At 52.7% G+C, this 12,746-nt stretch carries 12 protein-coding genes and 1 CRISPR repeat array; of the genes, 5 read left to right on the top strand and 7 right to left on the bottom strand.

Annotated elements, in window-relative coordinates; translation table 11 throughout:
- The first annotated feature begins 173 nt into the window (after nucleotides 1–173).
- The 5 genes from J9253_RS18185 (at nucleotide 174) to J9253_RS18165 (ending at nucleotide 5,783) form a co-directional block, all read left to right on the top strand.
- A complete protein-coding gene (locus J9253_RS18185; protein WP_210222272.1) occupies nucleotides 174–1,454 on the top strand; it encodes a CoB--CoM heterodisulfide reductase iron-sulfur subunit A family protein in 1,281 nt (426 codons plus the stop codon).
- A 1-nt stretch (nucleotide 1,455) separates the two neighbouring features.
- Nucleotides 1,456–3,672 carry a hydrogenase iron-sulfur subunit gene (locus J9253_RS18180; protein ID WP_210222271.1) on the top strand — a complete coding sequence of 739 codons (2,217 nt, stop codon included), beginning with the start codon at nucleotides 1,456–1,458 and terminating at the stop codon, nucleotides 3,670–3,672.
- 13 nt (nucleotides 3,673–3,685) lie between these two features.
- The gene (locus J9253_RS18175; RefSeq protein WP_051542808.1) at nucleotides 3,686–4,321 is read left to right on the top strand and encodes a 4Fe-4S dicluster domain-containing protein; all 636 of its coding nucleotides are present in this window, start codon (nucleotides 3,686–3,688) and stop codon (nucleotides 4,319–4,321) included.
- An 18-nt stretch (nucleotides 4,322–4,339) separates the two neighbouring features.
- Complete coding sequence (locus J9253_RS18170; RefSeq protein ID WP_210222270.1) at nucleotides 4,340–5,239, top strand: CoB--CoM heterodisulfide reductase iron-sulfur subunit B family protein; 900 nt, start codon at nucleotides 4,340–4,342, stop codon at nucleotides 5,237–5,239.
- Between the two features lie 79 nt (nucleotides 5,240–5,318).
- The gene (locus J9253_RS18165) at nucleotides 5,319–5,783 is read left to right on the top strand and encodes an FKBP-type peptidyl-prolyl cis-trans isomerase (RefSeq protein WP_228291425.1); all 465 of its coding nucleotides are present in this window, start codon (nucleotides 5,319–5,321) and stop codon (nucleotides 5,781–5,783) included.
- Between the two features lie 6 nt (nucleotides 5,784–5,789).
- Here J9253_RS18165 and J9253_RS18160 read toward each other — a convergent pair whose 3' ends face one another.
- The 7 genes from J9253_RS18160 to adk form a co-directional block, all read right to left on the bottom strand.
- A complete protein-coding gene (locus tag J9253_RS18160) occupies nucleotides 5,790–6,281 on the bottom strand; it encodes a metallophosphoesterase family protein (RefSeq protein ID WP_210222269.1) in 492 nt (163 codons plus the stop codon).
- A 362-nt stretch (nucleotides 6,282–6,643) separates the two neighbouring features.
- A CRISPR array of direct repeats spans nucleotides 6,644–7,927; the repeat unit is 36 nt; unit sequence GTCTTAATCCCTTTTAAATCAGGGCGGTCTTCAGAG.
- 267 nt (nucleotides 7,928–8,194) lie between these two features.
- Entirely contained in the window at nucleotides 8,195–8,512 is a 318-nt protein-coding gene (locus tag J9253_RS18155) for an RNA recognition motif domain-containing protein (protein ID WP_210222268.1), read from the bottom strand.
- 180 nt (nucleotides 8,513–8,692) lie between these two features.
- Complete coding sequence (locus J9253_RS18150; protein WP_210222267.1) at nucleotides 8,693–9,610, bottom strand: YkgJ family cysteine cluster protein; 918 nt, start codon at nucleotides 9,608–9,610, stop codon at nucleotides 8,693–8,695.
- Nucleotides 9,611–9,800: 190 nt separating this feature from the next.
- Entirely contained in the window at nucleotides 9,801–11,060 is a 1,260-nt protein-coding gene (locus tag J9253_RS18145; RefSeq protein ID WP_210222266.1) for a 6-phosphofructokinase, read from the bottom strand.
- A gap of 46 nt (nucleotides 11,061–11,106) precedes the next feature.
- Nucleotides 11,107–11,460 (bottom strand): hypothetical protein, encoded by a 354-nt coding sequence (locus J9253_RS18140; RefSeq protein ID WP_210222265.1) that lies wholly within the window; start codon nucleotides 11,458–11,460, stop codon nucleotides 11,107–11,109.
- Between the two features lie 32 nt (nucleotides 11,461–11,492).
- Nucleotides 11,493–12,005 carry an FKBP-type peptidyl-prolyl cis-trans isomerase gene (locus tag J9253_RS18135; protein ID WP_210222264.1) on the bottom strand — a complete coding sequence of 171 codons (513 nt, stop codon included), beginning with the start codon at nucleotides 12,003–12,005 and terminating at the stop codon, nucleotides 11,493–11,495.
- A 65-nt stretch (nucleotides 12,006–12,070) separates the two neighbouring features.
- Entirely contained in the window at nucleotides 12,071–12,724 is a 654-nt protein-coding gene (gene adk / locus J9253_RS18130; protein ID WP_210222263.1) for an adenylate kinase, read from the bottom strand.
- Between the last annotated feature and the right edge of the window lie 22 nt (nucleotides 12,725–12,746).

Here is a 12,746-nt window from a genome sequence, read left to right as displayed (position 1 = left end):
TTGCAAATCAATAAAAGCGCATACCCCGATTAGGGTACACGCTGGAATGTGGCGTATAAAATATAGTATGCTGCCTGCCACTAAGGAAGACGCCCGCCCGATTCGTACACATTGGGCCAGTATCGGCGCTTCGCACAGGATTCCACAATACTGTCTTTGACGGAGGAGCCTCAATGACGGATGTCGTTGCAACCAACCAGACCATTATCGTCGTCGGTGGCGGTATCAGCGGGATGACCGCTGCACTCGAAGCTGCCGAAACGGGTAAGCAGGTCATCCTGCTGGAAAAACGCCCCTACTTGGGCGGACGTGTTTCCCAGCTTTACAAATACTTCCCTAAAATGTGTCACCCGACCTGCGGACAGGAAATCAACCAGCGCCGCATCAAGATGAACCAGAACCTCACGGTGCTGACACAGGCCGAAGTGGCTACTATCAGCGGCGACACCGGCGACTACACGGTTTCCGTGACCCTGACCCCGCGTTACGTCAACAACCACTGCACCGCGTGCGGCGAATGTGCCAAGGCTGCCACCACGGAATTCGATGACGAATTCAATTACAACATGGGCAAGCGCAAAGGCGTGTACCTGCCTAACGCGATGGCCTTCCCGCAGCATTACATCATTGACCAACGCCTCATTGGCACGGCAGAAGCCGACGCGGCCAAGGCTGCCTGCAAATACGGCGCGATCGACCTTGACCAGCAAGTGGAAACCCTCGACCTGAAAGCAGGCGCGGTGATTTTCGCGACTGGCTGGAAACCTTACGACGCCAACAAGATTCAGCCTTACGGTTACGACCGTTTCGCCAATGTCATTACCAACGTCGAATTTGAACGCCTGATGGACCCACACGGCCCCACTGGCGGCAAATTGCTGCGCCCTTCTGACGGCAAGGAAGCGAAAAACGTTGCCTTCATCCAGTGCGCGGGTTCGCGTGATAAAAACCATCTGGCACATTGCTCACGCATTTGCTGCATGGCTTCCCTCAAGCAAACCAATTACGTGCAGGAAAAGTTTGGCGACGACGGCAAGTCCACCATCTATTACATCGACATGCGGGCGATTGACCGTTTTGACGATTTCTACCAGAAGGTGCAAGACAACCCGAATGTCAGCTTCATCAAGTCCAAAGTGGCGAAGGTCGAAGAAGACAAAGCCAGCGGCAACCCGGTGTTGCACGGCGTGGATACTGAAGGCTACAAGCGTTACGCCAACCAGCACGACTTGGTGGTGTTGGCGACGGGCATGGAGCCCAGCGTGGACTTCAAAGGTTTCCCGGTCAAAATCATGGTCAATGATGAAGGCTTCATCGAACAGGACGACAGCAACGGCGGCATTTTTGCCGCAGGCGTTGCTTCCGATGCACTGGATGTAAACCGCGCTGTGCAACATGCCACAGCCGCCGCGTTGCGTGCCGTGCAAGTCGTCAATCAGGTAGCAGGAGCATAAGATGAAAATTGGTGGTTATCTGTGTACGGGTTGCGGTATCGGCGACCGTCTTGACACCAAATCCCTCGAAACCGTCGCGGTACGCGAAGGCCGTATTGGTTTCTGCAAAACCCACGACTTCCTGTGCAGTCAGGCAGGCGTGGACATGATCAAAGCTGACATGGCAGCGGAAGGCGACGAAAAAGTTACCAAAGCAGTCATCATGGCCTGTTCGCGCCGGGCGAAAACCGAAAGCTTCCATTTTGGTGCAACCCCGGTTGCCCGCGTTAACTTGCGTGAAGGTGTTATCTGGATTCGCCCGGAAGGCAGCGAACACGACGAAACCACGCAGGAAATGGCCGCCGACTACATCCGCATGGGTTGCGCTGAAGCCAAGGCGATGCAGCAGGCCGACGCCAGTGGTGAGCAAAGCAAAAACAACCACATCATGGTGGTGGGTGGCGGCATGACGGGCATGACGGCGGCTTTGGAAGCCTCCAAAGCCGGTTACTACGCCAGCATCATCGAAAAAGCCGACCATCTCGGCGGGGTGATGGGGCAACTCAAGCAGCGTCAACCCGAACGTTCCCCTTACCAAAACCCGCAAGACACGGGCGTTGCCGCACTGATTGCAGCAGTAGAAGCGGATGACAAAATCACCGTTTACCTGAATGCCACCATTGCTAAAACCGCTGGTGCGCCAGGGCGTTTTGAAGTGGACATTGCCTCCACTGTCGGCACGGGCACTCACGCCGAGTTTGGCGCGATTGTGCAAGCCACCGGCTTCACCCCATACGACGCCAACAAGCTGCCTGAATTCAGCTACGGCAAAACCCCGAACGTGGTCACCCAGCTTGAGCTGGAAGCGCTGGCGCTGGCCGCAGGCGATGGCCCAATCAAACGTGCCGACGGCAAAGTCGTCGAAAACGTGGTATTCGTACAGTGTGCCGGGCAACGCAGCCAGAAAGAAGGGCATTTGTCCTATTGTTCTGGTCATTGCTGCGCCACCAGCATCAAACAGGCGATGTATTTCAAGGACACTAACCCTGACATTGAAACCACCGTATTGTTTGATGACATCCGCACACCGGGTGCAGGCGGCGAAAACTTCTACCGCAGTGCGCAAGACAAATTCGTTACCTTCCGCAAAGGCAAAGTCTCGACGGTTGATGTCAAAGGCAACGACCTGCAAGTCAACTTCAAGGATTTGATCCTCGATGAAGACGCGCACATGGATGCTGATCTGGTGGTCTTGGCAACGGGTATGCTGCCCAATTCCGGCACTGACATCGACACCATGAAGGACAAGGATGCAAGCGGCGAAATCAAGGTTTCCGTCGAATCCATCCTCAACCTCAACTACCGCCAAGGGCCAGACGTGCCGCATTTGGTGAATGGTTTTGCTGACTCGCATTTCATCTGCTTCCCGTATGAAACCCGCCGCACCGGCATTTATACCGCAGGCCCGGTACGTCGCCCGATGGACGCAGGCCAAGCACAAACCGACGCGATGGGCGCGGTGATGAAAGCCATTCAAGCGATTGAAAACTCCGCGATTGGTCGCGCCGCGCACCCGCGTTCTGGCGACTTGAGCTTCCCGACGTTCCGTAAGGAAGGTTGTACCCAGTGCAAACGCTGCACCGTGGAATGCCCGTTCGGCGCGATCGACGAAGACGAAAAAGGCTACCCCAAGTACAACGAAGCCCGCTGCCGCCGTTGTGGTACGTGCATGGGCGCTTGCCCGGTACAGGTTATTTCCTTCAAGAACTACTCCATTGAAACGGTCGGGGCGCAGCTCAAGGCCGTCGATGTACCGGACGAGTTCCAGGAAAAGCCACGTATTCTGGTACTGGCCTGCGAAAACGATGCTTACCCGGCACTCGACATGGCTGCCATGAAGCGCAACGAATCCAGCGCCTTCATCCGCGTCATCCCGGTACGCTGCCTCGGTTCCACCAACACCATCTGGATCAAGGATGCGCTGGGCAGTGGTTACGACGGCGTGGTCATGATGGGCTGCAAAAAAGGCGCAGACTATCAGTGCCATTTTGTGAAAGGCTCGGAAATGGCGCATGTTAGGATGGAGAAGATCGGCGACACCCTGTCCACCATGAACCTCGAATCCGAACGGGTAGCGGTACATGAAGTGGCGATTACCGACATTGACCGCGCACCGAAGCTGCTGGATGAGATGGTTGAAGTGATTAACCGTGTCGGCCTCAGCCCGTTCAAGTTCTAAGGAGGATGCTGGAATGACTACTGCTGTCAATCAAGCGATGGTTGAAAAATACAAAGGCAACTTTCTCAAGGAAGTGACGGATAACGTCGAGGAAGGTAGCTGGGTCAAAATGTGTATGCAATGTGGCGTCTGCTCCGGTTCGTGCCCGCTGGGGCCGCACTGGGATCACCCGCCGCAAGAGCTGTTCATGATGATCCGCGCCAACAAGCGTGAGGAAGTCCTGTCATCCACCTCGATGTGGATGTGTACGTCCTGCTACAACTGTGTGGCACGTTGCCCGCGCGGCTTACCCATTACGCACATCATGCACGGCCTCGCGCACTATTCCAAACGTATGGGTATGAAGCCGAAACATCAGCCAACTGAACAATTCGGGCAGATGTTCTGGGACAACCTGACCAAGAAAGGCCGTGTCAACGAGCTGAAACTGGGTTTGGGTCTGTACTTCAAAGACGGTTTTGCTGAAGGTGTAAAAGTCTCCATGGGCAAACAAAAGCTCGGCCTGAACATGATGAAAGCCAAGCGTATGTCCCCCATGGAAATGCTCGGTGGTCACGGTGTCAAAGATCTTTCCGGTTTCCACGCGATGCTGAAAAAGGCTGAAGAGCTAGAAGCGGCACGGGTCGGCGAAAATACTGACGCGAAATGAGGAGGATGAGGTAACACAATGGCTAAACACGAATATTCTTACTATCCCGGCTGTTCTTCACAGAAGGGGGCATCTTCCTCCAACTTGGAAAAGTCGGTCGAAACCCTGTGCGAAGAGCTCGACATCAAGCTTAACCCGATTCCCGACTGGAACTGCTGCGGCGCTTCCATCGGTTACGCGGGCGGCGGTGAATTGCCACGCATGACGCTTTCTGCCCGTAACCTGGCGTTGTCTGAAAAGCATCACCCGGATCAGGACGTGGTCGCCACTTGTGCGGCTTGCTGGCTCAACACCCGCGAAGTGCAAGAACGCTTGAACCACAACCCTAGCCTGAAAGCTGAAACCAATATTGCGCTGCAATCGGTCAAGCTGGAATACAAAGGCAACAAAAAAGTCCGCCACATGGTGGAAGTGCTGATCGAAGACATCGGCTACGACGTGCTGGGTTCTAAGGTCAAGAAGCCGCTGGAAGGTTTGAAAATCGCCGGTTATGTCGGCTGCCAAACCAACCGCCCCTTCGGTATCGACGGCGAATCGTTTGAAAACCCGATGTACCTCGACAAAATGGTCGAAACCCTCGGCGCGGAAGCCCTCACCAAGTACGACAAAAAAGTCGCTTGCTGTAGCGGTGCACTGATGTTCTCCGAGCCGGAAAAAGGTCAGGCACTGGTCAAAGACATTATCGAGTCGGCTTACGACAGCGGCGCGAACATGATCGTGACCCCTTGCCCACTGTGCCAAGCCAACGTGGAAATCTATCAGGATGACATCAACGCGCGTTACAAGACCAAGTTCGATATGCCGGTCATGTACTACAGCCAGTTGATGGACGTAGCCTTTGGGCGTTCCGCACTGGATGCGGCACTCAATGGCAATATCATCCAGTCCAAGAAACTGCGTGAAATTGCCGACAAATAAGTGATAAATAACCGTTTATCGCACGTTTAGGAAAAAGGGGGCATAATGCCCCTTTTTTCTTGCCAAGGAATTGATAAACATGAAAACAACCGCATTGTTAACGTTGGCGATGGCTCTTTCCACCAGCGTTTTCATGGCAGCCTGTTCAGACAAGACGGCTACCTCTTCCCCTTCCCCACAAGCAACGGACATTAAAATGGTTGATTTAGTTAAAACGGATGTAAAAGTAGGCGACGGCACGGAAGCCACCGCAGGCAAGATGGTTTCTGTGCATTACACGGGCTGGTTGTATGACGAAAAAGCAGCCGACAAGCACGGTGCAAAATTTGACAGCTCACGTGACCGTGGTCAGCCTTTCGAGTTTCCACTCGGTGGCGGTCAAGTTATCAAGGGCTGGGATCAAGGCGTAGCAGGCATGAAAATCGGCGGTCAGCGCACCCTGGTTATCCCACCTGAAATGGGTTATGGCGCACGCGGCGCTGGCGGTGTTATCCCACCAAACGCCACACTGATTTTTGACGTTGAGTTGCTCGGCGTTCAGTAAACAGGATCAGGGTTCAAATTTGAACTCTTGCACATCCCAAGTCTGATCGTTCGCGCTCAGCACCAAACAGGAAGGCCCGCCATGGTTGCGGGTCTGCCCTGCTGCACCGGGGTTAATGACCCACGGCAACGCACTTTTATCCTGCACCATTTTATGGGTATGACCGTAGACAATCACGCGGGCATCCGGGTGTTTTTCGCGCAGGGAATCGTGGCAAGGGCTGTGATGCCCGTGCTCATGCCCGTGTTCGATACAGATTTTACCGCCCGGCAATTCCAGCTCACTGATGGCTGGCAGGGGGAAATCGACCATGCAACGTGGTTCATTGTTACCTGCTACGGCAATCACCATCGCACTTTTAGGCTGCATCGCGGCTAGTACATTTTCACCGCAAATATCCCCGGCGTGGATCGCGTAATCGCACTCACGGATGATCTCGATGATGCGCGGGTCGAGATGCCCATGCGTATCAGAAATAATGGCAACAGAAACAGTCATCGCAAGATACCCTAACAGTTATGATTGGGCGCGATTGTCGCCGAGTGTGCTGACGATAGCAAGTGACTACAGACTGTCGGGGTTACTCTGTCGCAAAGCGCCGAAGAAAATCCTCCCCCAGCCCCTCCTTTTGCAAAGGAGGGGAGCAAGATACACATCCATTTGATTTTAAAGTGAATTGCCTTGCTTCCCCCTTTGAAAAAGGGGGATTGAGGGGGATTTTCATGATTAAAGGATTAGTGTGATTAAAGAGGATAACCCGCATCCGATTCATCACAATAATCATGAAAATCACAGTTCAGACAATTAAATCAGGGCGGTCTTCAGAGCCTTCAAAAGGCATTAGGCTGGACGTTCAAGGAGTCTTAATCCCTTTTAAATCAGGGCGGTCTTCAGAGCAGAACGGTACGGCTAATGCAGGGAGGATCGGTGTCTTAATCCCTTTTAAATCAGGGCGGTCTTCAGAGATTCGCAGAAGCTACGCCCAAATGCCTAACACGCGTCTTAATCCCTTTTAAATCAGGGCGGTCTTCAGAGCAATCGCAGCCACGCTTATGACCGTTGACAATGGTCTTAATCCCTTTTAAATCAGGGCGGTCTTCAGAGTGTTTTCGCGCCTTGTGTACCGCATTCAGACGGTCTTAATCCCTTTTAAATCAGGGCGGTCTTCAGAGGCATACCTTTATGCCAAGGGCGGCAACATGGCTTTGGTCTTAATCCCTTTTAAATCAGGGCGGTCTTCAGAGCCTTAACCAACGAGGAAAAAGCAAAAGCATTAGGGTCTTAATCCCTTTTAAATCAGGGCGGTCTTCAGAGACCTCACTGTTTAACATGGTTAAATAATTAACAATCGTCTTAATCCCTTTTAAATCAGGGCGGTCTTCAGAGCAACGTAGATTCCCGTGGAGTGTTCGAGATACAGGTCTTAATCCCTTTTAAATCAGGGCGGTCTTCAGAGGGCGCTAATGGTGGATTATTCCCACTCCCTGAGTCTTAATCCCTTTTAAATCAGGGCGGTCTTCAGAGTCAAAACAATTCAACGCCATGCCATTGCCAATAGTCTTAATCCCTTTTAAATCAGGGCGGTCTTCAGAGTCACTCTGCCATTCAATCGACGCTGTTGGTGGGTCTTAATCCCTTTTAAATCAGGGCGGTCTTCAGAGCATCGCAGAGCAAATAATGCGTGGTACGGTGCTGAGTCTTAATCCCTTTTAAATCAGGGCGGTCTTCAGAGAACTGAGGACTAATGAAATGATCCATAGAATCTTGTCTTAATCCCTTTTAAATCAGGGCGGTCTTCAGAGGATGAAGAGGAGGCAATGGAAGCCGCGTATGCCGTCTTAATCCCTTTTAAATCAGGGCGGTCTTCAGAGGCTTCGGCTTTTGGGAGGATGACGTATGACAAGTCTTAATCCCTTTTAAATCAGGGCGGTCTTCAGAGATCTTGGGAATAATGGAGCAACATTGCTGAACGTCTTAATCCCTTTTAAATCAGGGCGGTCTTCAGAGGAAACATGGCGCGGTAGTCGAGGGCGCAACGGGTCTTAATCCCTTTTAAATCAGGGCGGTCTTCAGAGGCTGGATACGCCAGACTGTTGGCGGATGTGATTGTCTTAATCCCTTTTAAATCAGGGCGGTCTTCAGAGGGCTCGTGTCTAATCGGCCTTTTGAATCAGTGGGTTACAGAGACCCTTAGCAGGAAATGGGCTGTATAAAAAGTTGCCTTGCTAGAAAACTGATCAAACTGGGTTGTTAAGTGGCTGCATCGCGCCGGGCAATGCTGATCCCCCAATACTACAACAACTTATTGCCACATTAAAGTAAATATTCATCACTCTCCACTTTCTTTCCCTCACAAAAAAGCCCGGCACAAGGCCGGGCTTTTTTATTCGGTATAAGCCGAGGGGGGCTGCTTACCAGCGACCGCCACCGCCGCCACCGCTACGACCACCACCAAAGCCGCCGCCGCGATTGTCGCGTGGTGCTTGTGGCTTGGCTTCGTTAACTTTGATGCCACGGCCGTCAATATCAGTGCCATTCAAGCCGTCGATAGCTTTCTGGGCTTCGCTGCTGCTGGACATTTCAACGAAGGCAAAGCCTTTGTTTTGCCCAGTGTCACGGTCAGTGATAACGCTGACTGAAGTCACGTCACCAAACTGGCTGAACTTGTCTTGCAGCGTTTGTTGAGTAATGGAATATGGCAAGTTGCCAACGTAAAGCTTAGTAGCCATGAGAACCTCCTAAAGGTTTCAGTAAACCGCTCAAGAGGATGTAGGCAAAATACCCGCAGACTCGATAGAAACGATATTGTAAAAAGTGTGACTATACAGGTTTTCGGGTAAGAAGGAAGCCCAATATCCCGTTTAAATGACAACTGTCAGACAGATTGCCATTTTTTCGTTATTTGCTACTCAGCCAGCCGCGCCGTCATCGCTCGATTCCAGTGCAGCCTTGCGCTCTGCCTCTGCCCGTTGCAGGTGCAGGTCAACAGCGGCCTTGTGGCGTAACTCGATGATATCCTTGCGCTCTTCCCAACGCTTTTCCAGAATGTTTTCATGCGTAGGAATGGTCTGCTCATCAAACAACACCTGACGCAACAGCCGGAAGCCGAAGCGTTGCAGCACCACGTCATCCTGCCATTCGTTACGCATCTCATCGCTGATCACATAAACCTTGGAGAAAGCGGGGCTTTCCACAAAACGGCGGAAGCGGTCAATGTCAAAACTGGCCATGAAATACAACTGGTAGCTGAGCGGATCAGGCTTGCCAATCGCGGGGCCTGCTGATTTCTTTTTCAGCATCAACTGCATCCACTCACGGTTGATTTCGTCGTATTCGGGCACGCCTTGTGCCGCGCGGTAATCGCGCACAGTCATGACCTTTTCGGTATTCCAGCCTTGGCAATGCGCTTCCTTGTTACGGAAATAGAATTGCACGTCTTGTGAGGAGTCCGCCGCACGGTGCGACAGCAAACCCAGCCCGTAATAGCGGCACGCTGCCGGGCGGTCTTCGTAGACGCTGCAACCTTCCTCACGCACAAACAGGCAGGTCTTGTTGTCATCGGTACGCAGCTTGATGCCGGGCAAGCCTTGCCCATCGACTTCAAACGGCACGGTATGTTTATCGAGGAATTCGCTGGAGGTCATCCCCAAACGCTTTTTCAAACGCAGGATGTCATACGGCGCGAGTGTCACATCGGCCGCTTTGCAGCAAATATTGAAACAGGAAACACCAGGGTGACAGTCAAACTGAATGGTGGTGTCATCCGTCAACAGTTCAGGGACGAGGGTGCTGTGGAATTCCTCAGGAATGTCGAGTTTTTCAGCCATAATAAGGGTTACCGGGGTGTGATCTGTGAAAACAAAGAGTATAAAAAGAACGCCCCTGCTATGCAAACAGAGGCAATATATTTGGGGGAAACCCCTCCCCACCCCTCCCCTTATCAGGGAAGGGAGTAAGAGTTCGGAGCAATCTCTTGTTCCTCCCCTGATAAGGGGAGGTTAGGAGGGGTTTCTTCTATTACAGTTCAAACGCTGGCAGTTTCTTCGCCAGCAGTTCATGCTTCAACGATACATACTTCGGCATACCGTTTTCGTATGGCGGGTAATCTTCGCCGTCGATCAGTGGCAGCAAATACTCGCGGCAAGCCTCGGTAATGCCGTAGCCATCTTCGCTGATGTATTCCACTGGCATCATTTTTTCGACGTTGGCGATGTCTTTCAACTCGCCCACACCGATGTGCCACGCGTAAGGCTTGTTGGAATCGCGGATAACCGCTGGCATCACCGAGTTTTTGCCTTCCATCGCCAGCTCAACCGCTGCTTTGCCCAGCGCATAGGCTTGTTCTACGTCAGACTTGGATGACAAGTGACGCGCCGCACGTTGCAGGTAGTCCGCCACTGCCCAATGGAATTTGTACCCCAGCGCATCCTTGATCATATTAGCCACGACCGGAGCAGCACCGCCCAATTGCGCATGACCGAAGGAGTCACGTGTGCCCTGCTCTGCTAGGAATTTGCCGTCAGGGTAATGGCAGCCTTCAGACACCACGATGGTGCAATAGCCGTACTGTTTTACTTTCGCATCAACCGTTGCCAGGAACTTCTCTTGGTTGAACTCGATTTCCGGGAACAGGATAACCACGGGAATATCGTTGGTGGCATCTGTGGCCAAGCCGCCCGCCGCTGCAATCCAGCCCGCGTGACGCCCCATGACTTCCAGCACGAAAATCTTGGTGGAAGTTGCACACATGGAAGCCACGTCATAGCTGGCTTCACGGGTAGACACCGCGATGTACTTGGCAACCGAACCGAAACCGGGGCAGTTGTCAGTCACAGGTAGGTCATTATCGACGGTTTTAGGCACGTGGATAGCCTGAATCGGGAAGCCCATTGCATCAGACAACTGCGACACTTTCAAACAGGTATCCGCCGAGTCACCGCCGCCATTGTAGAAGAAATAGCCGATGTTGTGCGCTTTGAACACTTCGATCAAACGGTCGTACTCACGCTTGTTCTTTTCCAGACTTTTCATCTTGTAACGGCAAGAGCCAAAAGCACCGGAGGGGGTGTGACGCAGCGCCGCGACATCTGCCGCAGAAATTTTGCTGGTGTCGATGAGGTTTTCCAGCAATGCGCCGATAATACCGTTTTGACCGGCGTATACCGTGCCGATCTTGTCGCCGTGCTGGCGGGCGGTTTCAATCACGCCGCAAGCGGAAGCATTGATCACAGCGGTCACGCCGCCGGACTGTGCGTAAAAAGCATTCTTGACGGTCATACACAACTCCTCTTAGTAATCTCTCAAATGATGTCTATCAAACTAACTAACGGGTGGGGAAATTCTTTAAGCGTTCGCTCTCGTGGTCGGCTTGCAAGCGCAGCAGGAACAGCACGCAATCGCCCAGATCGGTGTACTCTTCTATGCCTGTACTGAATTGTTCTTTGGCGGAATAGAAAAACTGCGAGCGATACGCACTTTCGCCCGTCTTGGCAACCAGAAAGGTACAACCTTCATGTTCCCAATACATGGCCGGGCATGGGGTTACTTCGCGGTCACCCTTGAAGAGCCGTAATTCCACTTCGACTTCTTCGGCAACAACGCCGCCCTTGCGCCAACGTTCGTTAATACTTTGCTGGATGATGGATTTTTCTAAATCGGTCAAATCCGGGATTGCCATATACTTGCCACCTTTGTGGGTTGTTTAATGGTTTAATGGATAGTCGCACCGCCAACACTGTCAGGTGCGCCGGAGGCAATGCCGTGTAACAACTCATCCTTGCTGGCATCGCGAATCGCAAGCACCTTGACGTGGAAGGTCATGGTCTGGCCTGCAAACGGGTGGTTGCCATCCAGCGTCACGGAATCTGCTGTCACTCTGGTCACACGGAAGGTTTTGATTTCGCCATTTTCGGCCTGAAATTGCGCTTCCTGACCAATCTGGCGATAAGGCGGGGGGACATGCTCAATGTCTTGCACCAGAATCAGGTTGGCGTCGGCTTCGCCCCACGCACTCTCAGCAGCGGGAACACCGACCGACACTTCATCACCGACGCGGCAACCTACCAAGGCTTTTTCCACCACGTCATACAGGCGGTTATGGCGCATGAACACCATGCTCAACGGCAAGTCGACCTGTTCCACGACCTCGCCATGGCGGTCAGTAATGCGGTAACTGAACTCGACGACTTTACCGGCGGCCACTTTTTCTTGAACTGCACTCATTGCATTCCTCTTTACTCCCTTCACCCCTTGCGGGGGAAGGGCTGGGGATGGGGGGGACTTCCCGATTAACCCAATGCCGCGAAAATCTGGTCGCGGATAGCGTCAACCGAACCAACACCTTCGACACGGATATAACGTGGCGCTTTGGCATCGCCAGAGGCTGACCAGTCAGTGTAGTAACCGATCAGGGGTGCGGTTTGGGCGTGATAAATTTCCAGACGCTTCAATACGGTTTCTTCCGCATCATCAGCACGCTGGATCAGGTCTTCGCCGGTTTCATCGTCTTTGCCTGCAACTTTGGGTGGGTTAAATACAAGGTGGTAAGTGCGGCCGGAGGCAACGTGAACACGGCGACCGCTCATGCGGCGCACGATTTCAGCGTCATCAACCGCGATTTCAACCACCGCGTCAATATCAACACCTTGGGCTTTCAGGGACTCGGCCTGAGCCAAAGTACGCGGGAAACCGTCGAATAAAAAACCATTGGCACAATCGGCTTCAGCCGTGCGCTCTTTGACCAGACCGAGGATGATTTCGTCAGAAACCAGACCGCCTGCGTCCATTACTTTTTTGGCTGCGACACCCATTGCGGTGCCAGCCTTGACAGCGGCACGTAACATGTCGCCCGTAGAAATTTGAGGAATATTATATTTTTCTTTGATGAACCCAGCTTGTGTGCCTTTGCCAGCACCGGGGCCGCCTAACAGGATAACTTTCATGTGGTGATCTCCTCCAAGATTT

The organism is Thiothrix litoralis, from assembly GCF_017901135.1.
GTDB classification, from domain to species: domain Bacteria; phylum Pseudomonadota; class Gammaproteobacteria; order Thiotrichales; family Thiotrichaceae; genus Thiothrix; species Thiothrix litoralis.
Note: the sequence above shows the minus strand (reverse complement) of the source record. Positions and strands in the feature narration are given on the sequence as shown.